Consider the following 22,498-nt stretch of genomic DNA (forward strand, 5'->3'; position numbering starts at 1 on the left):
TGCGTGAACCCGGCCGTGGGCCGCGCGAAAGTGCAAGAGGCGGGGGACGGGAGTCCATTGCCGCGCGGGGGCCGGGGCCGGATCGTTCCGTGCGACCGGCCTTCCGGCAACTAGGAGCTACCGTGCGACTGTCGATCCGAGCGGGCGGCGCCGTGGCCGCCGCCGTCGCCCTGGTCCTGGGCAGCGGCACCGCGTCCCCCGCCGACGCCCGCTACACCGTGACCGTGGGCACCCCCATGCCGTTCCCGCATCCCACCGACACCCCCGCCACCCCGTTCACCGACCGCGACGGCACCTTCCACTACCAGCAGTCCGCCGCGCTGTACGGCGCCGACGACCCCCGGGTCTGGGACTTCTACACCGGCAAGGACTTCGACACCGCCGTCTTCGACCGGACCCTCAGCGAGGCGGCCGACCCGGCCAACCCCGCCGACCGCAACGACGACACCACCTGGCGCTGCAACAACAGCCCCACCGGGCGAGAGGCGACGTACGCGCCGGGCGGCTCCGGCTACGCGCAGAAGAACTACTGCGACCTGTCCGGGGTGTGGATCGACCCCGACACCGGCCACTGGTACGGCCTGGTGCACAACGAGTTCACCCCGCGCCCCTTCGGCGACGGACTGCACTACGACGCCATCGACTACGCCGTCTCCACCGACCGGGGCCGCACCTGGACCATCAAGGACCATGTGATCACCTCGCCGTACAGCACCAGGCGCGGCGACACCACGGCCTTCCCGCACGAGACGTACTCCTACGGCGACGGCGACCAGCGCCTGTTCGCCGACACCGCGTCCGGCTACTTCTACGTCTTCTACGGCTCGCGGATCGTCGACAAGAGCGGCGGCTGGAAGGCCTTCTACGAACACGTGGCCCGCGCCCCGATCGCCGCGAAGATGGCCCCCGGCTCCTGGCGCAAGTGGTACGGCGGCACCTGGTCCCAGCCCGGCACCGGCGGCCGGGAGAGCAACATCGTCCCCGTCGACGCCGGACACCCCACCGGCTACACCCCCGTCGGCGCCGAGTACGACCCGGCGAACACCGGCACCGCCGCCGAGCAGATCGCGGCCGGGAAGATGCCCCCGACCTCACCGCTGTTCGTGATGAACATCGCCTACGACGCCTACCTCGGCCGGTACATCGGCACCCCGCAGGCCGTGGACCAGAGCGGCGGCGCACCGCAGTACCTGTACGCCACCGACGACCTGGCCACCCAGAAGTGGCAGCTCATCGGCGACACCGGTGACTACACCACCGCCTCCTGGTACCGCTGGTTCCTGGATCCGGCGAGCCGCACCGGCTCCGCCGTCCTCGGCCGGACCTTCCGCGCCTACTGCTCCTTCGGCTGCTCCCACGGCTCCTCGGGCGAGTACACCGACATCACCGTGGACTCCGCCACCCCGGCCGCCCCGCCGGTGGACCCCGGCCGCCGCTACCGCGTCGCGGCCGGCACCGGCCGGATCCTCGCCCAGGAGTCCGGCGGTTCCGCCGTCACCTCCCTCGGCCGGCCCACCGGTTCCGCCCGCGAGTCGTGGTCCTTCACCCCGACCGGAGACGGTTCCTTCACCATCGCGAATGCGGCGACCGGCCGCCTGCTGGGGGTGGACTCCGCGCGGACGGCGGGCCGGGCCTGGGGAGCGCGGCCCACGGTGACCGCCGCCCCGGCCGGTGGACCGGCCGTCGGACAGCAGTGGTTCGTGGTCGCGAATTCCTCCGCACCGGGCACCCACCGTCTGGTCAACCGCTACAGCGGGCTCGTCCTCGGCCTGTCCGCGACCGCGGGCCGGCTCGCCGAGACCACCCCGCCGCGCACCTGGACGGCCGCCGACGGCTCCCTCGGCGACGGCCGTACCGCGGCCGAACAGACCCTGTCGTTCACCCCGTCCCGGGCCTGACGCACGGCGACCCCGGGCCCCGGTTCCGCAGGAGGTGGTGTCCGAAGGCTTGTGGCCGGCTTGGTTCATCCCTTAAATCAAAACCTGAACTAAGCCGCGGGGCCGGTGAGCCGGCCCCGCCACGTCTGGAGCCGCCGTATGAGATGGAGACCCCTGGGCCTCGCGCTGGCCGCAACGGCCGCGCTGATCGCCCTGCCCGCCACCCACCCCTCGGCCGGCGCGGCCGACATCCCCCTGTCCCAGGGGAAGACGGCCACCGCGTCGTCCGTGGAGAACGCCGGCACCGCGCCCGGCAAGGCCGTCGACGGGGACACCGGCACCCGCTGGTCCTCGGCCGCCGGCGACGACCAGTGGCTCCGGGTCGACCTGGGCGCCACCGCCTCGGTCACCCGGGTGGAACTCGACTGGGAGGCCGCCTACGGCAAGGACTACAAGGTCCAGATCTCCGGGGACGGCAGCACCTGGACCGACCTGAGGTCCGTCACCGGCTCCGACGGAGGCGCCGACACCCTCGACGTCTCCGGCCGGGGCCGCTACGTCCGGATGCTCGGCGTGCACCGGGCCACCCCCTACGGCTACTCCCTGTGGGAGTTCCGGGTGTTCGGCGGCGTGGACGGCGGCCAGGCGGGCTGCGACAGCGGCAACGCGGCCAAGGGCCGGCCCGCCACCGCCTCGTCCACCGAGAACGCCGGCACCCCCGCCTCCGCCGCCTTCGACGGCGACACCGGCACCCGCTGGTCCAGCCGGGCCGCCGACCCGCAGTGGCTCCAGGTCGACCTCGGCGCCGTGCGGGACCTGTGCAAGGTGGACCTGAACTGGGAGGCCGCCTACGCCAAGGACTTCCGGATCCAGGCCTCCGCCGACGGGCAGAACTGGAGCACCCTCAAGAGCGTCACCGGCGCGACCGGCGGCACGGCCTCCTACGACGTCAGCGGCTCCGGCCGGTACCTGCGGATCTACGGCACCGCGCGCGGCACCGGCTACGGCTACTCCCTGTGGGAGGTGGCCGTGCACACCGGCACCAGCGGCCTGCCGCCGGTCCAGGGCGGCGGCGACCTCGGCCCGAACGTGATCGTCGTCGACCCCTCCACCCCGAACCTCCAGCAGAAGTTCGACGACGTCTTCGCCCGGCAGGAGTCCGCCCAGTTCGGCACCGGCCGCTACCAGTTCCTGCTCAAGCCCGGCACCTACAACGGCCTCAACGCCCAACTCGGCTTCTACACCTCGATCTCCGGCCTCGGCCTGAACCCCGACGACACCCAGATCAACGGCGACGTCACGGTCGACGCCGGCTGGTTCAACGGCAACGCCACGCAGAACTTCTGGCGTTCGGCCGAGAATCTCGCGATCACCCCGTCGGGCGGCACCGACCGCTGGGCCGTCGCCCAGGCGGCACCCTTCCGCCGCATCCACGTCAAGGGCGGCCTCAACCTCGCCCCCAACGGCTACGGCTGGGCCTCCGGGGGCTACATCGCCGACTCGAAGATCGACGGCACCGTGGGCCCGTACTCCCAGCAGCAGTGGTACACCCGGGACAGCTCGGTCGGCGGCTGGACCAACGGCGTATGGAACATGACCTTCTCCGGCGTCCAGGGCGCCCCCGCCACCAACTTCGACACCGGCCCGTACACCACCCTGGACACCACCCCGGTCTCCCGCGAGAAGCCCTTCCTCTACCTGGACGGCTCCGCCTACAAGGTGTTCGTGCCGGCCAAGCGCACCAACGCCCGGGGCGTCTCCTGGCCCGCGAACGCCGGCACCTCCCTCCCGCTCGACAGGTTCTACGTCGTCAAGCCCGGCGCCACCGCCGCCACCATCAACGCGGCCCTCGCCCAGGGCCTCAACCTCCTGTTCACCCCGGGCGTCTACCACCTCGACCAGACCCTCGACGTCACCCGGCCCGACACCGTCGTCCTCGGCCTGGGCCTGGCCACCCTGGTCCCGGACAACGGCGTCGACGCGATGCACGTCGCCGACGTCGACGGCGTACGGCTCGCCGGCTTCCTCATCGACGCGGGACCGGTCAACTCCGGCACGCTGCTGCGCATCGGCACCCCCGGCGCCGGCGCCGACCACTCCGCCAACCCCACCACCATGCAGGACGTGTTCATCCGCGTCGGCGGCGCCGGACCCGGACTCGCCACCGATTCCGTGGTGGTCGACAGCGACGACGTCGTCATCGACCACACCTGGATCTGGCGCGCCGACCACGGCAGCGGCGTCGGCTGGGACACCAACCGCGCCGACTACGGCCTGCGCGTCAACGGCGACGACGTCCTGGCCACCGGCCTGTTCGTGGAGCACTTCAACAAGTACGACGTCTACTGGAGCGGAGAACGCGGCCGGACGATCTTCTTCCAGAACGAGAAGGCGTACGACGTCCCGAACGCCGCCGCCGTCACCCATGACGGCATCGTCGGCTACGCGGCCTACAAGGTCGCCGACTCCGTCACCACCCACGAGGCCTGGGCCCTGGGCAGCTACTGCAACTTCACGGCCGATCCGTCGATCGTCCAGACCCACGGCTTCCAGGTGCCCGTCACCCCGGGTGTCAGGATGCACCACCTGATGGTGATCTCCCTCGGGGGCAAGGGCCAGTACGCCCACGTCGTCAACAACACCGGCGCCCCCACCTCGGGCACCGACACCGTCCCGTCCAAGGTGACGTCCTTCCCGTAAGACCCGGACCCGTAAGAGGCGTAAGGCACCATCCGCCGGAGGCGCCAGGCCCTCACCCCTCGGCCTGGCGCAGTTCCTCCCAGGCCCGGCCGCGCAGACCCGCGTCGCCCAGGACGTCCGCCGCCGTGCAGGCCAGTGCCTCCACGACGGCGAGCAGCACCCGGCGCGCCCGCTGCGAGGCCGCGGCCTCGGCGAACTCCGGTGTGTGGTCCGAACCCCCGGCGTCCATGATCGCGACGAAGGGATGGATGGCGGGCACCCGGTTGCTGACGTTGCCGATGTCGGAGGAGCCCAGATAGACGCCGGGCACGGGCGCGGTGAGGGCGATCCCGGCCCGGTCCAGATGCCCGGCGAACCGCTCGGACAGCGCCGGACTGTCCCGGAAGTGCTCGTAGCGTACGCTCACCCGCTCCACCGTCACGGTCGTGCCGGTCGCCAGGGCCACCCCCTCGGCGGCCGTGCCCAGCTGCCCGGCCAGCTCGTCCAGGGCGGCCGTCGTCAGCGCCCGCAGCCCGAACCGCCCCTCCGCGTACTCCGGGACGATGTTCGTGGCCGTGCCGCCCTCGGTGATGATGCCCTGCGCATGGGAGCCCTCCGGCAGCCGTCGGCCGAGCGCCGACACCACGTTGAACAGCTCGATCAGCGCCGCCAGCGCGTCGATGCCCTCGGTCGGGTTGCCCGTCGGATGCGCGGCCCGGCCCCGGAACGCGACCCGGTACTGCTCCTGCGCGGTCAGTGGGGCCCGCACCCAGTCGTACACCCCCGGGTGGAACATCAAGGCCGCGTCCACCTCGTCGAAGACGCCCGCCTCCACCTCCAGCGCCTTGCCGCCGCCGCCCTCCTCGGCCGGCGTGCCCACCGCGAGGACCGTGCCCTCGGTGCCGTCCCGCACCGCGTCCAGGACCAGGGCCGCCCCGAGGCCGGCCGCCGCGATCAGATTGTGCCCGCAGGCGTGGCCGAGCCCGGGCAGCGCGTCGTACTCCAGCGGGAACGCCACCACCGGCCGCCCCCGCCCCGAACGGGCCGTGAACGCCGTCGGCAGTCCCGCCGTCCCGCGCCGCATCTCGAACCCCGCGCCCTCCAGCTCGCCCGAGAGCAGCGCCGCCGCCCGGTGCTCGGCGAACGCGGTCTCCGGGTCCGCGTGCAGCGCCGAGGCCACCGACCACAGCGCGTCGGCGCGCCGCGCGACCTCCTCCCCGATCCTGCGGTACAGCGACACGAGACCTCCTCGGTGCGGCGGGTGTGCTCCGTGCCCGGCCGGGTTCCACCCGGACGGCCCCTGACACCGGGCCGCCGGGTTTGGGGCGCCCCTCCTGTGCAACACGGTGGGTGCGCGACCGAACAGTTCAGGAGGCAGCCATGGATCACTCCCGCGTACCCGTGCTGGAGGCTCTGCAGGAGTTCCGGCGACGAGGGGACGTGGTGTTCGGGCCGCCCGGGCACAAGCAGGGCCGGGGAACCGATCCGCGGGTGGCCGAGATCCTCGGGCTGGACGTCTTCCGCTCCGACGTGCTCACCCTCAACGGGCTGGACGACCGCCGCCAGTCCCAGGGCGTGCTGGAGCAGGCGCAGGAGCTGATGGCCGACGCGGTCGGCGCCGACCAGGCGTTCTTCTCCACCTGCGGCAGCTCCCTGTCGGTCAAGACCGCGATGCTCGCGGTCGCCGGGCCGGGGGAGAAGCTGCTGCTGTCCCGCAACGCGCACAAGTCGGTCATCGCGGCGGTGATCATCAACGGTGTGGAGCCCATCTGGGTGCACCCGAAGTTCGACGGCGAACGGCACATGGCCCATCCGCCGGAGGCCGACGACGTCCGCGACCGGCTGCGCGAGCACCCCGACGCCAAGGGCATGCTGCTGATCACGCCCACCGACTGGGGCACCTGCGCCGATGTGCGCGCGGTCGCCGACGTCTGTCACGCCGACGACGTCCCCCTCATCGTGGACGAGGCGTGGGGCGCCCATCTGCCCTTCCACCCGGGCCTGCCCGCCTGGGGCATGGACGCGGGCGCCGACCTCGTCGTCACCAGCGTCCACAAGATGGGCGGCGCCATCGAACAGAGCTCGGTCTTCCACCTCCAGGGCGACCGGGTCTCCCCCGACGTGCTCAACCAGCGCGAGGACCTGCTCGGCACCACCAGCGCCTCCTGCCTGGTCTACGCCGCCCTCGACGGCTGGCGGCGGCAGATGGTCGAACAGGGACACGACCTGCTGGACGAGGCCCTGCACCGCGCCGAACGCGTCCGGGCCCGGCTGCGGGAACTGCCCGGGCTGCGGGTGATGGGCGGCGAGATCATCGACGAGGGGCTGGCCGCCGAGTTCGACCCGCTGAAGATCGTCGTGGACGTACGGGACCTCGGCATCAGCGGCATGCAGGCGACCGAGTGGCTGCGCACCAACTGCCACATCGACATGGGCGGCTCCGACAGCTGCCGGATCAGCGCCTCCATCACCCATTCCGACGACGAGCAGACCGAGAAGCTCCTGGTGGAGTCCGTGCGCTCGCTGGTGGAGCGGGCCGACTCCATCGAGCGGCAGCCGGCCGTGCACCTGCCCGAGCCGGGCGCCCTGGAACTGGAACAGGCCATCCTGCCCCGGGACGCCTTCTTCGGCCCCGCCGAACAGGTGCCCGCCGAACGCGCCGTGGGCCGTATCGCTGCCGAGATGCTCAGCCCCTACCCGCCGGGCGTGCCGGTCGTGGCACCCGGCGAGGTGATCACCGCCGAGATCGTGGACTATCTGCGCAGCGGCATCGCCCACGGCTTCCTCGTCCCGGACGCGACGGACTCCTCCCTGGACACCCTGCGCGTCGTCGCCCGTCCCTGACCGGCCGGACACCGCACACCGTTCGGAACACCGTTCGGACTGCGCCGCGCGGTGTCAGCGCCTAGGGTGGCGGTGCGGGCGGCCGGGTACCGGCGGCCTGCACCGGGTCGAGCAGCCGGCCCTGCCCACGGACACGTCCGCGGCAGGGGGCTGTGGCCCTGCCGACGGTCTCCGGGCCGGATCAGCGCGTCCGGCGGGCCTGCCGTCCCGGCAACTCGATACGAGACGGCCCGACTTCACCCCGACCGGGAACTCCCCGAGGTTCCCGGTTTCGGACGCCCCGGCCCGGGGACCTCGGTACGAGGCCGCCACCGGCCCCCTCCGCCCGGGACCCACCCGACGCAAGCCATGGTGCCGGCCGTACGCCCCCCGGCGTGGCCACCGCGCGGCGGACACCCGCTCGTCCGCGCCGGACCCGCCCCCGTGACCAGCGAAGGAATTGCCACTGATGAGCGAGACCAACCCTCTGAAGCGAGCCGCGGACAAGGTGGCCGACGCCCTCCAGGGAGGACCCAAGGGCCCCGAGGACGGCGTCCCGGGCAAGCCGGGCCCGAGGACGCCGCCGGTCGCCGAGCCGACCGACCCCCATGAGCCCTTCCCGCCCAAGCCCGACCAGACCGGCCCCGACACCGTCTCCCCGACCGGGCAGCCCACCGGCGCCGACCAGGCCCGGATGGCGCAGAGCGGCAGCTACCTGACCAACGCCCAGGGCACCCGGCTGTACGACACCGACCACTCCCTCAAGGCCGGGCCCCGCGGCCCGGTGCTCCTGCAGGACCACCACCTGCGGGAGAAGGTCATGCACTTCGACCACGAGCGCATCCCCGAGCGTGTGGTGCACGCCCGCGGCGCCGGGGCGCACGGGGTGTTCCGCAGCTACGGCACCGCGGCCAACGTGACGAAGGCGGCCTTCCTCGCCGAGGACGTCGAGACACCGGTGTTCGTCCGCTTCTCCACCGTGCTCGGCTCCCGGGGCTCCTCCGACACCGTCCGCGACACCCGGGGCTTCGCGACCAAGTTCTACACCAGCGAGGGCGTCTTCGACCTGGTCGGCAACAACATCCCGGTCTTCTTCATCCAGGACGCCATCAAGTTCCCCGACATCATCCACGCCGGCAAACCGCACCCCGACCGGGAGATCCCGCAGGCGCAGAGCGCCCACGACACCTTCTGGGACTTCGTCACCCTGCACACCGAGGCCGCCCACCACACCCTGTGGAACATGTCCGACCGGGGCATCCCGCGCTCGTACCGCACCATGGAGGGCTTCGGCGTCCACACCTTCCGCCTGGTCAACGCCGCCGGCGAGACCACGCTGGTGAAGTTCCACTGGAAGCCGAAGCTGGGCGTGCACTCCCTGGTGTGGGAGGAGGCGCAGATCATCAACGGCGTCGACCCCGACTTCCACCGCCGGGACCTCGCCGACGCCATCGAGGCGGGCGCCTACCCCCAGTGGGAGTTCGGCATCCAGACCTTCCCCGACACCCCCGACCAGACCTTCGAGGGCATCGACCTGCTGGACCCGACCAACATCGTCCCCGAGGAACTGGCCCCCATCCAGCCGATCGGGCTGCTCACCCTCGACCGCAACCCGTCCAACTTCTTCGCCGAGACCGAGCAGGTCGCCTTTCACGTGGGCCACCTCGTCCCCGGCATCGACATCACCGACGACCCGCTGCTCGCCGGCCGGCTCTTCTCCTACCTGGACACCCAGATCACCCGCCTGGCCGGGCCCAACTTCCCGCAGATCCCGATCAACCGGCCGCACGCCCCGGTCAACGACATGCTCCGCGACGGCTTCCACCAGACGGCCGTCCACCGGGGCGTGGCCCCCTACCGGCCCAACTCCCTCGACGGCGGCTGCCCGTTCACCGCGGGCGCCGATCTGGGCGCGTATGTCGAGACGCCCGTACGCGTCCCCGAGGCGACCAAGGTCCGCGAGGCGCCGGAATCGTTCAACGACCACTTCAGCCAGCCGCGCCGGTTCTGGCTGAGCATGAGCCCGCCCGAGCGCGAGCACATCATCGGCGCCTACACCTTCGAACTCGGCAAGTGCTACGAAGTGGCCATCCGGGAAAGGGCGTTGCAGGTCCTGGCGAACATCGACCCGGAGCTGTGCGCGGGCGTCGCCGCCGGCCTCGGACTGCCCGCCCCCGAGCCCACCGTGCCCCTCGCCGACGTCGAGCCCAGCCCCGCCCTCTCCCAGGTCGGGCACACCTGGCCCACCGACGGCCGGATCATCGGCATCCTCACCGGCCCCGACGGCGACCTCGACGGCGTACGCGCCGTACGCCAGGCGGTCCTCGACGGCGGCATGGTCCCGCTGATCGTGGCACCGGTCGGCGGCACCCTCGGCGACGGCGCCGACGCCCTGACCGTCCAGCGGACCTACGCCACCGCGCGCTCCGTGGAGTTCGACGCGGTGCTCGTGGCGGGCACCCCCGGCGTGGGCGCCGACGCCTACGGCGCCCGGGACGCCAAGGCCGGCCAGCCCACCGCCGGACTCGCCACCCCCGACCCCCGGGTGGGGCTGCTGCTGGGCGAGGCGTTCCGGCACGGCAAGGCCATCGGCGCGGCCAAGGGTGGCGAGGCGGCCCTGGAAGCGGCCGGCATCCCGCTCGACGCACCCGGTGTGATCGCCGGGGACACCGCCACCGGCGTGCTCCAGGAGATCACCCGGCTGCTCGGCGCGCACCGGGTCTGGGAACGCTTCCCGTCCGCCGCCTGACCGGCCGGAGGAGGGAATGCCGGGGCGGGGGCGCGCGGACGGCGTAGCAGCGGCGGACGGCGCCCACCCCCGGTGTGATGGAGGCGCCCCTACGTCAACCAGTGAGGCAGGACACGCGCCTTCGCGGGTTGGCGACCAGCGCCGTCGTCACCGCAGCCCTTGCCCTGGCCGGCACGGCCGCCGCCGTCGCCTCCGACGGCGCGGCGCGGCCTGCCGAACCCGGCCTTCGGCAACGCCCGCGCCGACAAGAGCCCCTGGTCGTGCGCCGGCCCCCGGTCGGGGGGCCGGCGCACGGACGTTCAGCCGCACGTGGTGCGGCACAGCAACAGGCAGATGTCGTCGTCGTGTTCGGAGTCGTGCAGCATCGGTTTGAGCAGCGTGTCCGCCGCCGTGTCCAGCTCCGCCAGCTCCGCCGCGCCGAGCACCTGCATGGCCCGGGCGAGCCGGTCGATGCCCGCGTCGATCCCGGCGGCCCGCCGCTCCACCAGACCGTCCGTGTACAGCGCGAGGACGGACCCGGCCGGCAACTCGACGGTGTGCTCCTCGTACTCGTACGGCAGCGGCACCCCCAGCATGATGCCCGGCTTCGCCTCCAGCACCCGCACCTCCCCCCGGGGGCCGCGGGCGACGGCCGGCGGATGCCCCGCGGCGGCCCACACCACCTCCGGCTCCCCGGGCGTGAACCGGGCGATGGCACAGGTCGCGTACAGCTCCGGCTGCTGGTGGCGCAGCATCCGGTGCAGCAGGGTGAGGATCCGCGCCGGGCCGTTGCCCTCGACGGCGTAGGCGCGCAGCGCGGTGCGCAACTGGCCCATGATGACCGCCGCGCGCAGCCCGTGCCCGGTGACGTCCCCTATCACCGCCAGCACACTGCCGTCCGGCTGGGAGAAGGCGTCGTACCAGTCACCGCCGATGTTCAGGCCGTGCGTCGCCGGCAGATAACGCGCGGCCAGGTCCAGGCCCGGCACGGCGGGCAGCTCGGTCAGCTGCGCGCGTTGCAGCGCCTCGGCGACATCCCGGTGCTGTTCGTACTGACGGGCGTTCTCCAGCGCGATACCCGCCCGCCGGGCCAGCTCCAGCAGCATCACGGTGGTGTCCGGGTCGAAGCGGTCGCCCGGCGCGGACAGCGTCAGCACCCCCTGCACGGTGCGCGCGCCCAGCGGCAGGCACAGCAGCGGCCGGTCGGGGGAGAGCGCCGAGGCCGGCAGGTCGTCCACCCCGGGCAGCTCCCCGGGGTGGGGGCCCGCGTGCTGGGGGCGGCCGGTGCGCGCCGCCGTCACCGCGGCCGCCGCCCGGTCGCCAGGCGGGGTCCGCTCGTCGTCCACCAGCCAGACGTCGACATGCCGGGCGTACTCCGGCACCAGCAGCTCGGGCAGCCGGCCCAGGATGTCCTCGTGGTCCAGGGAGGCGTGCAGCACCGCGCTCGCGTTGGCCAGGAAGGTCAGCAGCCGGCGGGCGTTCTCCGCCTCGGCGCGGGCCGCCCGTTCGGCGTCCAGCAGGTCGCGCTGGGCCAGCGCCGCCGCCTCCAGCTCGGCGTGCAGCGCCAGCACGCCCTGGTTGGTCTGGTGCAGCTCCTCCCGGTGGAGGCGCAGCAGCTCCTCCGTCTCGGTGAGGCTCGTGAGCACGGCCGCGGCGTCCTCGTCGGCGCTCAGCAGCGCCTCGGCGAGCGGGGCGTTCTCGGGGTCGGGCAGCGTCACCGCGGCGGGGCAGACGAGCGTGTGCCGCCAGGGTTCCGGCCCGTCCAGGGCGGCCCCGAGCCGGCCGTCCGACCCGGCGGTCACGGTCAGCTCCGCGCCGCCCGCGTCCAGGGCGCGCCCGAGCCGCACCCCGAGCGCGCTGAGGAAACGGGCCCGGTCGAGGGCGGGCACCCCGGCGTCCGCGGTGAGCCGCGCCAGCCGGGCACGGGCGCGGGCCGCGTCGGCGGCGGAGGCGATGATCCAGGTGTCGCGGGCGGCTGTCATGGGGAGCTGGTCCGGCGGTCGGGGGCCAGTACGGCCACGCTGGTGTCGTCGCGAACGGGGCGGGCGGGGCTGCCTGCGTCGCGCAGGATCGCCGCGGCCACCACCGAGGGGTCGTGGGCGAGCAGCCCGGGGTCCTCCGGCGGAGCCCACCGGCTGGGCAGCCCGTCGCTGTGCACCACGAGCAGACTGTCCCGGTGCCACGGCAGCCGGCGCACCGGGACCTGCGCCGGGAAGTACGCCCCGACGATTCCCGGATGGGGCACCAGGGACGACCAGGACCCCCCGGTGCGCACCCGGGCGCCTACGTTGCCGACGCCGGCGAAGCTGAGCTCCGCCCGGTCGGTGTCCACCTGGGCCACCGTGACCGCCGCGCCCCGGGTGGGCCGCAGCGCCGTGTGCAGTCGGCGCAGGATGTCCGCGGGCGGCAGATGCCCGGTGCGGTGCAGCTCCGCCACCGCCGCGGTGGAGGCGTGGGCGGCCTTCGGCCCGTGCCCGAGACCGTCCGCGAGCAGCAGCGTCAGCAGCGGCCCGGAGCGCACCCAGCTCCAGGCGTCACCGCACTGCGCGTCCTGACCGAGGGAGACCGTGATCCCGCCCGCGGGCAGCCGCGCCGGGGGCGCCCCGCGCTCGCCGGGCTCGGGGTCGATCCGGGCCGCCGCGACCGTCCCCCGGCCGGGCAGGCTGTACAGATGGAACGCGTTGGCGCTGCGCCGGCAGCTGCCCAGCCCCGCGCCGAGCGAGCCGTCGGCGGTGGAGTAGCCGTCGCGCAGCGCGGCGTCCACGTCGGCGATGCCCGGACCGTGGTCCAGCGAGTACAGCTGGACCGACCCACCCGTACCGTCGGCCGCCGGCTCCAGCAGGTTGACCACCATGCGGCCGCCGCCGGCGTGCTTGAGCAGATTGGTGGCCAGCTCGGTGGCGACCAGCTCCGCCGCCGCCGTACGCGTGGGGGCCAGGCCGGAGTCGTCGCATGCCTCCCGGGCCGCCATCCGGGCGTCCCGCACCCGGGTGGAGTCGTGCACCGGGATCTCCCACACCCGGCCCATCACAACCCCGGGCGGGAGGCGGGCACCTGGGCCACCCAGGCCACGGCCGTGACGGTCGTGCCCCGGCCGGGCTCGGTGTCGACACTGAACTCGTGCACCAGCCGCTTCGCTCCGCTCAGTCCCAGCCCGAGGCCGCCGCCGGTGGTGTACCCGTCGGTCATGGCCAGTTCCAGATCGCGGATGCCCGGACCGCCGTCGATGAAACACATGCGCAGGCCGCGACTGCGCCCGTTGTCCAGCGGGGTGATCTCCACCCGCCCGCCACCGCCGTGCACCAGCGTGTTGCGGGCCAACTCGCTCGCCGCCGTGACCAGCTTGGTCTGCTGCACCAGGCCGAAGCCGAGCCCCGCCGCGCACTGCCGCACCTGCTGCCGCACCCAGGCCAGATCCGCGTCCGAGCCGATGGGCAGGCTCGTCGTGGACACCTGGCCGGACGGCTGCATCAGCTCCCCCTCTGGTTCAGCAGTTCCATGGCACGGTCGACGTCCAGCGCGGTGACCAGGCCCGGCAGCGTGAGCCCCAGCTCGACCAGGGTGATCGCCACGGCGGGCCGCATCCCGGCCACGACCGTACGCGCCGCCAGCAGCCCGGCCGTGGAGGCGATCTCCGCGAGCACCCGGCCGAGGAAGGAGTCGACCATGTCCACCCCGGAGATGTCGATCACCACCCCGGCCACCCGGTTGGTGGCGATGCGGTGGGTGATGTCCTGCTGCAGCTGCTCGGCCATGCCGTCGTGCAGCTCGCCCTGGAGGGAGACCAGCAGCACGTCGCCGAGGGCGAGCACCGGGACCTGGGCCGACTGGCCGGGAAGGGGCTGGTTCACCGGGCGCTCGCATTCGCGTGCGCCCGGGACACCTCGATGCCCTGCTTGCCCAGGGCGTAGGCCAGGGCGTCGGCCAGCGAGGAGCGGGTGAGCACCGAACCCAGGTCGATGCCGAGCTGCACGATGGTCTGCGCGATGGCGGGGCGGATGCCGGAGACGATGCACTCCGCGCCCATCAGCCGGGCGGCGGCGACCGTCTTCATCAGGTGCTGGGCCACCAGCGAGTCGACGGTCGGCACGCCGGTGATGTCGAGGATGGCGTACCGGGCCCGCTGCTCCACGATCGCCTCCAGCAGCGACTCCATCACCACCTGGCTGCGGGCGCTGTCCAGGGTGCCGATCAGCGGTACGGCGACCGTGCCCTCCCACAGCTTGATGACGGGGGTGGCCACTTCGAGCAGCTGCTGCCGCTGCCGCTCGATCAGCTCCGCGTTGGCGTCCAGCGCCGTCTCCATCACCACCAGCCGCAGCGTGCCCAGCAGCAGGGTCAGCGCCAGCGCGGCCTCCTGGGCCTGCGGGGCCGTGGGATCGGCGAACTCCTCGCGCAGCAGCTCCATCACGGGCACGCGCAGCCCGGCCACCTCGTCGGCGATCTGCGACGCGGTGGACCCGGCGCGGGCCCGGGTCTGCGTCATCCGCCCCAGCTGGTCGCGCACCGGTATGAAGCCGGGCGAGGCCACGTCCTCCAGCCGTCCGCTGACGGCCACCTCGGACAGCGCTTCCACCACGGCCTTGCACGCCTCCACCGCCTCGTCGCGGGAGACGGTGAAGACCGAGCGGAACAAGGGCGTGTCGGCCCAGCGCTGGGCGATCTGCTCTTTGCGCTGTTCCAGGAAGGAACTCACCACCTGAGGTGCCGATACGGCCGGGTCCTGCTCGGGCACTGTCATCTTCTCCTCTCGCACAGCCAGGTGCGCCGGTGGGCCGGCTCGCCGAAGCCGATCATTGCCGACCGTCCACCGTAGCGACCGGTGTCCGGCCGGGCCAAACCTGCTCCCGGCTTCGTGACCAGGACAACGAAGACCCAGGTCGGGGGGACGGCCGGCCCGGCGGGCGGGGCGGGCGAGCGGGCGGGGCCCCGGTCGGTTGTCCGCGTACGACGGCTCGGCTCCTTCGGTGCGTGCGGCTGCGGCCGGCCCGCCGGTGCGCGTCCGCCGGGCCGGAGTCGGTCAGCCGCCTACCCCCGAAACCCGCCAACTCTCCTCGGTCCCGCCGACGTCACCCGCGCGTGCGACCCCCGCCGGGACGAGCGGGGCGGGCGGTGCGGCGGGCGGCCGGGGGAGGGGGCGGGGACGGCCGGAAGAGGCCGGAGGAAACGGCTGGAAAAGCCGGAGGAAACGGCCGGAAAGAGGGGACCGTCAGTCGCGTACCGGCGCCGGGTCGCGTACCGGGGCCGGGGCCACCCGGCGGGCCGGTACCGGGTCCGGCCGCCCGCCCGGCCGGCGGCGGCGCAGCAGCAGGCGCCGGGCCGGACGCTCCACCGCCTCGTACAGCACCCAGGACAGGCCGAGCGAGACGGCGAACGCGGTCGCGCTGACCGCCAGCCCGGCGACGGGGCCGAAGCGCGGCTTCGTGCCCAGCAGGGTCGTCGCGGCGCGCAGCACCAGCAGATGGACCATGTAGAAGGCGAACGACAGCTCCCCGAGCCGTACCATCCGCCGGCTCCGCCACAGGGACGGCAGCCCGCGCAGGTCGGCGACCGCCGCCGCGGGGATGAGCAGCGCGAACCCGGCGAGGGTGCACACGGTGGCCGAGTAACCGGGCGTGACCTGTGGGACCAGGAAGTAGCCGATGACGGCCAGCGCGAGCGACGCCTCCAGCCCCGGCCCGCGCCACCGGCCGAGCAGCACCAGGCGCGCGGCGACCGCGCCGAGCACGAACTCGGGCAGCCGGGCGGCGGGAAACGAGTAGACCGAGTGCGTCCACCAGTGGTGGGCGTCGGTCCAGGCCAGCACGACGACCGCGGCCGCCGACAGCCCGCCCAGCGCGGTCGTGCCGCACGCCCCGAGCCGGCGCAGCAGCAGGATCAGCAGCGGGAAGGCGGCGTAGAAGAACGCCTCGCAGGCCAGGGACCAGCTCACCGGGTTCAGCGTCTGCCACCACGGGTGCCACCAGGAGTGCAGCAGCAGCGCGTTCGCCAGGGCCTGGTCCGGCGCCGGCAGCGCCCGGTGCGTCAGCGTGCCCGCCATGACCAGCGCCATGACGAGGGTGACCAGGTGTACGGGGTAGACCCGGGCGATCCGCCGCCGCCAGAAGGCGAGCGCGCGGTCGCGGGGCCGCGCCGACCAGGTCAGCACGAATCCCGACAGGACGAAGAAGAACGACACTCCGGTGGCGCCGGCGCCGAAGCCCCAGGACACCAGGCGGCCGGCCGTGCCGCCGAACCAGCCGAAGTTGTGCACGTGCAGTCCGAACACCAGCAGCGCCGCCATCCAGCGCAGCCCGGTGAGCGACGGCAGGGAGGGCGGGGCGGGCGGTGCGGGGGACCCGGTGGCCCCCTGGCCGGTCCGGGCGGGCGGCGTCCGGAGCGCCCGGGTCGTCGCCGTGGTCATCGCATCACCTGCCGCAGGAGAATCGCGTGGGGCATGAAGGGGTTCGTTGCCCTTCGGGGCCCGGTCCATCACGCGGCCCGGGAAACTTCACACTGCTGCCGAACGACGCGTCGTGGCGGACACCACGGACGGCGGGACGGTGTGCACCCGCACGGGTGAGGACAGAGGCCGTGCTCCGCCCGCGGCCGGCGCGGGCCGCCTCCGGGCCGGGGCAGAGCCCCGGGCTTCTCGCCGGAGCGGCTTCGTCTGTCGGCCGAGGTGCTTCACGCCTACGGCCGGCCCCTTGGCCCGGCTGCCCCGTACGGTGGACCGTCCGGCTCGCCGTACCGCCGCCGCCGGTGCGGAACCCCATGATGCGGGCATGTACGCGACCCCGCCCCGCGGCTCGTACCCGGCCGGTGCGACAAGGGCCCCGAAGCCGTCCGGACGTCGCCCGGACGCGGCCGGAATTGCATCATTCGTTTTATTGAACCCCTCGTGTTTATGACGGTAGGTTCGGCCCATGTCCGCCTCTCCGAGACCGACCACCGCCGAGGAGCTGCGCGGTGCCGGCCTGCGCGTGACGGCGGCCCGCGTCGCGCTGCTGGAGACCGTCCGGGACGGCGACCACCTCGGCGTCGAGGCGATCGCCTCTCAAGTCCGCGATCGCGTGGGCCACATCTCCCTGCAAGCCGTGTACGCGGCGCTGCACGCGCTGACCGCGGCGAATCTGGTGCGCCGTATCGAGCCGGCCGGCCACCCGGCCCGCTACGAGGGACGCGTGGGCGACAACCACCACCACATCGTGTGCCGGTCCTGCGGGGCCGTCGCGGACGTCGACTGCGCCGTCGGCGACGCGCCCTGCCTGACCGCCTCCGACGACCACGGCTTCGCCATCGACGAGGCCGAGGTCGTGTACTGGGGCCTGTGCCCCGCCTGTTCCACCGGCCGCAGTTCCTGAGCACCGAGTTCCGCACAGTTCGGAAGGATTGCCATGACCGAGAACCACGACGCGATCGTCACAGACGCGAAGGCGGAGGAAGGCGGCGGCGGTTGCCCCGTCGCGCACGACCGGGCCCTGCACCCGACCCAGGGCGGCGGCAACCGCCAGTGGTGGCCGGAGCGGCTCAATGTGAAGATCCTCGCCAAGAACCCCGCCGTGGCCAACCCGCTCGACGAGGACTTCGACTACGCGGAGGCCTTCCAGGCCCTGGACCTCGCCGCCGTGAAGCGGGACATCGCCGAGGTGCTCACCACGTCGCAGGACTGGTGGCCCGCCGACTTCGGCCACTACGGCCCGCTGATGATCCGGATGGCCTGGCACAGCGCGGGCACCTACCGCATCAGCGACGGCCGCGGTGGCGCCGGCGCCGGCCAGCAGCGCTTCGCCCCGCTCAACAGCTGGCCGGACAACGGCAACCTGGACAAGGCCCGCCGTCTGCTGTGGCCGGTGAAGAAGAAGTACGGCCAGAGCATCTCCTGGGCCGACCTGCTGATCCTCACCGGCAACGTGGCCCTGGAGACGATGGGCTTCAAGACCTTCGGCTTCGGCGGCGGCCGGGAGGACGTCTGGGAGCCGGAGGAGGACGTCTACTGGGGTCCCGAGACGACCTGGCTGGACGACAAGCGCTACACCGGCGACCGCGAGCTGGAGAACCCGCTCGGCGCCGTCCAGATGGGCCTGATCTACGTCAACCCCGAGGGCCCGAACGGCAACCCGGACCCGGTCGCCGCGGCCCGTGACATCCGTGAGACGTTCCGCCGCATGGCGATGAACGACGAGGAGACCGTCGCGCTGATCGCCGGCGGCCACACCTTCGGCAAGACCCACGGCGCCGGTCCCGCCGACCACGTCGGCGCCGACCCGGAGGCCGCCGGCCTGGAGGAGCAGGGCCTGGGCTGGCGGAACACCTACGGCACCGGCAAGGGCGCGGACGCCATCACCTCCGGTCTGGAGGTCACCTGGACCAGCACGCCGACCCAGTGGAGCAACGGGTTCTTCAAGAACCTGTTCGAGTACGAGTACGAGCTGGAGCAGAGCCCGGCCGGAGCCCACCAGTGGGTGGCCAAGAACGCCCCGGAGATCGTCCCCGACGCGCACGACCCGAAGAAGAAGCACCGCCCGCGGATGCTCACCACCGACCTGGCGCTGCGCTTCGACCCGATCTACGAGCCCATCTCCCGCCGGTTCTACGAGAACCCGGAGGAATTCGCCGACGCCTTCGCCCGCGCCTGGTACAAGCTCACCCACCGCGACATGGGCCCGAAGTCGCTCTACCTCGGCCCCGAGGTCCCCCAGGAGACCCTGCTCTGGCAGGACCCGCTGCCCGAGCGCGAGGGCGAGCTGATCGACGCCGCCGACATCGCCGCCCTGAAGACCAAGCTGCTCGACTCGGGGCTGTCCGTGTCCCAGCTGGTCACCACCGCGTGGGCGTCCGCGTCCACGTTCCGCGCCAGCGACAAGCGCGGCGGCGCCAACGGCGCCCGCATCCGCCTCGCCCCGCAGCGCGGCTGGGAGGTCAACGAGCCCGACCAGCTGGCCCAGGTGCTGCGCACGCTGGAAGGCATCCAGCAGGAGTTCAACGCCTCCTCCGGCGCCAAGAAGGTCTCCCTGGCCGACCTCATCGTCCTCGGCGGTGCCGCCGCCGTGGAGAAGGCCGCCAAGGAGGGCGGCTTCGAGATCGAGGTGCCCTTCACCCCGGGCCGGGTGGACGCCGGCGAGGAGCACACCGACGCCGAGTCCTTCGAGGCGCTGGAGCCGACCGCGGACGGCTTCCGCAACTACCTCGGCAAGGGCAACCGGCTGCCCGCCGAGTACCTGCTGCTCGACCGGGCCAACCTGCTGAGCCTGAGCGCCCCCGAGACGACCGCGCTCGTCGGCGGTCTGCGCGTCCTCGGCGCCACCTACCAGCAGTCGCAGCTCGGCGTCCTCACCAAGACGCCCGGTGTCCTCACCAACGACTTCTTCGTCAACCTGCTCGACATGGGCACGCAGTGGAAGGCGACGTCCGAGGACCAGACCACCTTCGAGGGCCGGGACGCGAGCACCGGCGAGGTGAAGTGGGCCGGCAGCCGGGCCGACCTCGTCTTCGGCTCCAATTCCGAGCTGCGCGCCCTCGCCGAGGTGTACGCGAGCGACGACGCGAAGGAGAAGTTCGTGAAGGACTTCGTCGCCGCCTGGAACAAGGTCATGAACGCGGACCGGTTCGACCTGGCCTGATCGCCTCGACCCGGTACGGCCGGTTTGGCATGGTCTGATGGGTCCGGCTCCGGCTGACCTGCCCGATCGGTCGGACCGGTCCGGCCCGCCTGGCAGCGCGTCCGGGTCCGCCCCTAGGGGTGGACCCGGACGTTCCGCTGTGCCGGCGTGCGCCGGGGGGTGTCAGCGGCCGAGGGCCGCGGCGCCCGCCTGCGCGTAGCGCTCGTCCAGGTCGCCCGACGGGGCGCCCGCGACGCCGATGCCCGCGACCGGCGCGCCCTTGCCGGTCACCGGCGTGCCGCCCGCGAGGAACAGCGTGCCCGGGATGTCCTTCAGGTTCGGCGCCTGCGCCAGCCGCTTGGCCAGCTCCGAGGTCGGGGCGTTCCAGGAGACCGCGGTGTACGCCTTGCGCTCCGCGGACTCGTACGACTGCGGGCCCGCGCCGTCCCCGCGCAGGGTGACCACGGTGTTGCCGTTGCGGTCGACGACGGCCACGGACACCTGCCGGCCGTCCTTCTCGGCCGCCTCCAGCGCGGCGCGCGCCGCCTTGGTGGCCGCGTCCACGGACAGGTGCGTGCTCTGGGTCAGTTCGCCGCCCCGGGCCGCCACGGGCACGGCGGCGGGCGTGGCGCCGGCGGAGTCGGCGGCGTTGGCGGCGACCGTGCCGACGACCCCGGCCCCGACGACGGCCAGGGCGGCACCGCCCACCAGGACGCGGGTACGGCGGGCCGGCTTCTTGCGACTGGGCATGCTGAGGAACCTCTCGTAGAGCCTGGGCGGGAGGCGGAACCGCTTCCCGGAACCGATCCTGCCGCCGGACACGGCCGCGTCCCGTCGGTGGACCGGTCGCCTGGGGGGTCATCCGATCGGATGACCCCGCGGCCTTTGAGGCTGGGCACAATGGAGGGTGTTTGCCCAGTTCAGCGGGGATCGAGGGAGGTGTCAGGGGTGGCCGTACCCGAGCGCGACGACACGCGCGCCCTCACCGTCGTCATGCATACGGCGTTCTTCGTGCTGCTGTCCGCGTCCGTCGCCCGCTACCTGGCCCGGCACGCGGAGGGACCCCACACCCCGTGGGTGATCGCCCTGTCCGTGCTGCTGGCCGTGCTCTACGTCCTCGGCCCCGCCCTCGGCACCCGGCCCACACCGCGTCGGCTGGCCTGGCTCGGCCTGGTCGTGGCCGCCTGGGCGCTGCTCGTCGTCCTCGCCCCGAGCTTCGCCTGGTGCGCGGTCCCGCTCTTCTACACCGGACTGCGCACGCTCCCGCCGCGCGCCGCGATCCCCCTGGTCGCGCTGCTGACCGCGCTCGCGGCGGCCGCCCAGCTCAGCCTGGCGGGCTGGCCCGACCCGAACGTGCTGCTGGCCCCGCCCGCGGTGGCCGCCGTGGCCACCACCGTGTTCGTCGTCATGCAGCGCCAGGCGGTCCGCCGGGACGCCCTGATCGACGACCTGGTCCGCACCCGGCGCGAACTGGCCGCCACCGAGCGCCGCGAGGGCACCCTCGCCGAACGCGAACGGCTCGCCCGGGAGATCCACGACACCCTCGCCCAGGGCCTGTCCAGCCAGCGCATGCTGCTCCAGGCGGCCGACCGGCTGTGGGACAGCGCCCCCGGCACGGCCCGCGACCATGTGCGCACGGCGGCGGCCATCGCCGAGCGCAGCCTCGCCGAGGCCCGCCGCTTCGTCCACGACCTGACCCCGGCCGACCTCGCCGAGGGCGGCGGCCTGCTGCGGGCCCTGCACGCCGTCGCCGACCGGGAGACGACACCGGAGCTCACCGTCCGCGTGTACACCGAGGGCAGCCCGCCCGACCCGATGCCCGCGCCCGTGGAGTCCGCCCTTCTGCGCATCGCCCAGGGCGCCCTCGCCAACGTCCGCGAGCACGCGGCGGCCACCACCGCCACCCTCACCCTGACCTGCCTGGACGACCAGATCGTGCTGGACGTCACCGACGACGGGCGCGGCTTCGACGCGCGCACCCCCGCCGCTTTCGGATCCGCGTCCGCCACGGGGGAGCGCGGCCACGGCCTGCCCGCCATCCGTGCCCGCCTGCGCCAGCTGGGCGGCACCCTCACCATCGAGTCGGCACCGGGCGAGGGCACGGCCCTGTCGGCGGCGATCCCCCTGGAGCCGAGATGACCCACATCCCAGCCACCCCAGCCGCCCCCGCCGCGGCCGCCCGGACACCGGTGCGCATCCTGGTCTGCGACGACCACGCCGTCGTCCGCGCCGGACTGCTGGCACTGCTGCACAGCGCGCCGGACATCGAGGTCGTCGGCGAGGCGGGCAGCGGCGAGGAGGCGCTCGCCCTCGCCCGCAAGACCGCCCCGGACGTCGTGCTGATGGACCTGCAGCTGGGCGAGGGCATCGACGGCGTCGAGACCACCCGCCGGCTGCGCGCCGAGCATCCCGCCCCGCACGTCCTGGTCCTCACCACGTACGACACCGACGCCGATGTCACCCGTGCCGTCGACGCCGGCGCCACCGGCTATCTGCTGAAGGCCGAGCGCGCCGAGGACCTGTTCACGGCGATCCACGCGGCGGCCCAGGGCCGCCCGTCGCTCTCGCCCCCGGTCGCCGACCGTGTGATGTCCCGCCTGCGCAACCCGCGCCCCGTGCTCACCCCCCGGGAACGGGAGATCCTCGCCCACCTCTCCCGGGGGCTGTCCAACCACGCCATCGCCCGCGCCCTCTACATCAGCGAGGCCACCGTCAAGACCCACCTGCGGCGCATCTACGACAAGCTCGGCGTGGACACCCGGGCGGGCGCGGTGGCGGTGGCGAAGGAACAGCGCCTGCTGTCCTGAGCG

Annotated in this window: 16 protein-coding genes; 8 read left to right on the plus strand and 8 right to left on the minus strand. The window is 73.5% G+C overall.

Features of this window, described 5'->3' with window-relative positions:
• The first annotated feature begins 122 nt into the window (after nucleotides 1-122).
• Both ABD350_RS29575 and ABD350_RS29580 read left to right on the plus strand, forming a co-directional pair.
• Entirely contained in the window at nucleotides 123-1,898 is a 1,776-nt protein-coding gene (locus tag ABD350_RS29575) for an RICIN domain-containing protein (RefSeq protein ID WP_344351813.1), read from the plus strand.
• 138 nt (nucleotides 1,899-2,036) lie between these two features.
• Complete coding sequence (locus tag ABD350_RS29580) at nucleotides 2,037-4,577, plus strand: discoidin domain-containing protein (protein ID WP_344351815.1); 2,541 nt, start codon at nucleotides 2,037-2,039, stop codon at nucleotides 4,575-4,577.
• 52 nt (nucleotides 4,578-4,629) lie between these two features.
• On the opposite strand, the gene ABD350_RS29585 is transcribed toward ABD350_RS29580, so the two are convergent.
• A complete protein-coding gene (locus tag ABD350_RS29585) occupies nucleotides 4,630-5,796 on the minus strand; it encodes an amidohydrolase (RefSeq protein ID WP_344351817.1) in 1,167 nt (388 codons plus the stop codon).
• A 140-nt stretch (nucleotides 5,797-5,936) separates the two neighbouring features.
• Here ABD350_RS29585 and ABD350_RS29590 point away from each other — a divergent pair, with 140 nt between their 5' ends.
• Together ABD350_RS29590 and ABD350_RS29595 are read left to right on the plus strand one after the other, a co-directional pair.
• Nucleotides 5,937-7,400, plus strand: a complete 1,464-nt coding sequence (locus tag ABD350_RS29590; protein WP_344351818.1) for an aminotransferase class I/II-fold pyridoxal phosphate-dependent enzyme — start codon at nucleotides 5,937-5,939, stop codon at nucleotides 7,398-7,400.
• Between the two features lie 448 nt (nucleotides 7,401-7,848).
• Nucleotides 7,849-10,128 (plus strand): catalase, encoded by a 2,280-nt coding sequence (locus ABD350_RS29595; protein ID WP_344351819.1) that lies wholly within the window; start codon nucleotides 7,849-7,851, stop codon nucleotides 10,126-10,128.
• Between the two features lie 299 nt (nucleotides 10,129-10,427).
• On the opposite strand, the gene ABD350_RS29600 is transcribed toward ABD350_RS29595, so the two are convergent.
• The 6 genes from ABD350_RS29600 to ABD350_RS29625 all read right to left on the minus strand — a co-directional run bounded on the left by ABD350_RS29600 (nucleotide 10,428) and on the right by ABD350_RS29625 (nucleotide 16,510).
• Nucleotides 10,428-12,089: a PP2C family protein-serine/threonine phosphatase gene (locus ABD350_RS29600; protein WP_344351820.1), complete on the minus strand. Its 1,662-nt coding sequence runs from the start codon at nucleotides 12,087-12,089 to the stop codon at nucleotides 10,428-10,430.
• Complete coding sequence (locus ABD350_RS29605; protein WP_344351821.1) at nucleotides 12,086-13,135, minus strand: SpoIIE family protein phosphatase; 1,050 nt, start codon at nucleotides 13,133-13,135, stop codon at nucleotides 12,086-12,088. Before ABD350_RS29605 ends, ABD350_RS29600 begins: the two co-directional genes overlap by 4 nt.
• On the minus strand, nucleotides 13,135-13,578 hold the full coding sequence (locus tag ABD350_RS29610) for an ATP-binding protein (RefSeq protein ID WP_344351823.1): 444 nt from the start codon (nucleotides 13,576-13,578) through the stop codon (nucleotides 13,135-13,137). The genes ABD350_RS29605 and ABD350_RS29610 overlap by 1 nt, the downstream gene beginning before the upstream one ends.
• Nucleotides 13,578-13,958, minus strand: coding sequence for an STAS domain-containing protein (locus ABD350_RS29615; protein WP_344351824.1), 381 nt, complete (start codon nucleotides 13,956-13,958; stop codon nucleotides 13,578-13,580). Before ABD350_RS29615 ends, ABD350_RS29610 begins: the two co-directional genes overlap by 1 nt.
• The gene (locus ABD350_RS29620; RefSeq protein WP_344351825.1) at nucleotides 13,955-14,848 is read right to left on the minus strand and encodes an STAS domain-containing protein; all 894 of its coding nucleotides are present in this window, start codon (nucleotides 14,846-14,848) and stop codon (nucleotides 13,955-13,957) included. The genes ABD350_RS29615 and ABD350_RS29620 overlap by 4 nt, the downstream gene beginning before the upstream one ends.
• A gap of 468 nt (nucleotides 14,849-15,316) precedes the next feature.
• A complete protein-coding gene (locus ABD350_RS29625; RefSeq protein ID WP_344351827.1) occupies nucleotides 15,317-16,510 on the minus strand; it encodes an acyltransferase family protein in 1,194 nt (397 codons plus the stop codon).
• 502 nt (nucleotides 16,511-17,012) lie between these two features.
• Here ABD350_RS29625 and ABD350_RS29630 point away from each other — a divergent pair.
• Together ABD350_RS29630 and katG are read left to right on the plus strand one after the other, a co-directional pair.
• Nucleotides 17,013-17,450: a Fur family transcriptional regulator gene (locus ABD350_RS29630; protein ID WP_344351829.1), complete on the plus strand. Its 438-nt coding sequence runs from the start codon at nucleotides 17,013-17,015 to the stop codon at nucleotides 17,448-17,450.
• Between the two features lie 33 nt (nucleotides 17,451-17,483).
• Entirely contained in the window at nucleotides 17,484-19,709 is a 2,226-nt protein-coding gene (gene katG / locus ABD350_RS29635; protein ID WP_344351831.1) for a catalase/peroxidase HPI, read from the plus strand.
• A gap of 162 nt (nucleotides 19,710-19,871) precedes the next feature.
• Here katG and ABD350_RS29640 read toward each other — a convergent pair whose 3' ends face one another.
• On the minus strand, nucleotides 19,872-20,438 hold the full coding sequence (locus tag ABD350_RS29640; protein WP_344351832.1) for a GlcG/HbpS family heme-binding protein: 567 nt from the start codon (nucleotides 20,436-20,438) through the stop codon (nucleotides 19,872-19,874).
• Between the two features lie 189 nt (nucleotides 20,439-20,627).
• On the opposite strand from ABD350_RS29640, the gene ABD350_RS29645 reads away from it, so the two are divergent.
• Together ABD350_RS29645 and ABD350_RS29650 are read left to right on the plus strand one after the other, a co-directional pair.
• The gene (locus tag ABD350_RS29645; RefSeq protein ID WP_382466636.1) at nucleotides 20,628-21,827 is read left to right on the plus strand and encodes a sensor histidine kinase; all 1,200 of its coding nucleotides are present in this window, start codon (nucleotides 20,628-20,630) and stop codon (nucleotides 21,825-21,827) included.
• Nucleotides 21,824-22,495, plus strand: a complete 672-nt coding sequence (locus ABD350_RS29650) for a response regulator (RefSeq protein ID WP_344351834.1) — start codon at nucleotides 21,824-21,826, stop codon at nucleotides 22,493-22,495. Before ABD350_RS29645 ends, ABD350_RS29650 begins: the two co-directional genes overlap by 4 nt.
• The last annotated feature ends 3 nt before the right edge of the window (nucleotides 22,496-22,498 follow it).

The sequence above is a fragment of the Streptomyces nogalater genome, assembly GCF_039532885.1.
Taxonomy (GTDB): domain Bacteria; phylum Actinomycetota; class Actinomycetes; order Streptomycetales; family Streptomycetaceae; genus Streptomyces; species Streptomyces nogalater.

Bases quoted from the DNA above. Each gene is read 5' to 3' on its own strand.
- ABD350_RS29580 (WP_344351815.1), top strand. From the start codon at position 2,037: ATGAGATGGAGACCCCTGGGCCTCGCGCTGGCCGCAACGGCCGCGCTG.
- ABD350_RS29590 (WP_344351818.1), top strand. From the start codon at position 5,937: ATGGATCACTCCCGCGTACCCGTGCTGGAGGCTCTGCAGGAGTTCCGG.
- ABD350_RS29595 (WP_344351819.1), top strand. From the start codon at position 7,849: ATGAGCGAGACCAACCCTCTGAAGCGAGCCGCGGACAAGGTGGCCGAC.
- ABD350_RS29600 (WP_344351820.1), bottom strand. From the start codon at position 12,089: ATGACAGCCGCCCGCGACACCTGGATCATCGCCTCCGCCGCCGACGCG.
- ABD350_RS29605 (WP_344351821.1), bottom strand. From the start codon at position 13,135: ATGGGCCGGGTGTGGGAGATCCCGGTGCACGACTCCACCCGGGTGCGG.
- ABD350_RS29610 (WP_344351823.1), bottom strand. From the start codon at position 13,578: ATGCAGCCGTCCGGCCAGGTGTCCACGACGAGCCTGCCCATCGGCTCG.
- ABD350_RS29620 (WP_344351825.1), bottom strand. From the start codon at position 14,848: ATGACAGTGCCCGAGCAGGACCCGGCCGTATCGGCACCTCAGGTGGTG.
- ABD350_RS29625 (WP_344351827.1), bottom strand. From the start codon at position 16,510: ATGACCACGGCGACGACCCGGGCGCTCCGGACGCCGCCCGCCCGGACC.
- ABD350_RS29630 (WP_344351829.1), top strand. From the start codon at position 17,013: ATGTCCGCCTCTCCGAGACCGACCACCGCCGAGGAGCTGCGCGGTGCC.
- katG (WP_344351831.1), top strand. From the start codon at position 17,484: ATGACCGAGAACCACGACGCGATCGTCACAGACGCGAAGGCGGAGGAA.
- ABD350_RS29640 (WP_344351832.1), bottom strand. From the start codon at position 20,438: ATGCCCAGTCGCAAGAAGCCGGCCCGCCGTACCCGCGTCCTGGTGGGC.
- ABD350_RS29650 (WP_344351834.1), top strand. From the start codon at position 21,824: ATGACCCACATCCCAGCCACCCCAGCCGCCCCCGCCGCGGCCGCCCGG.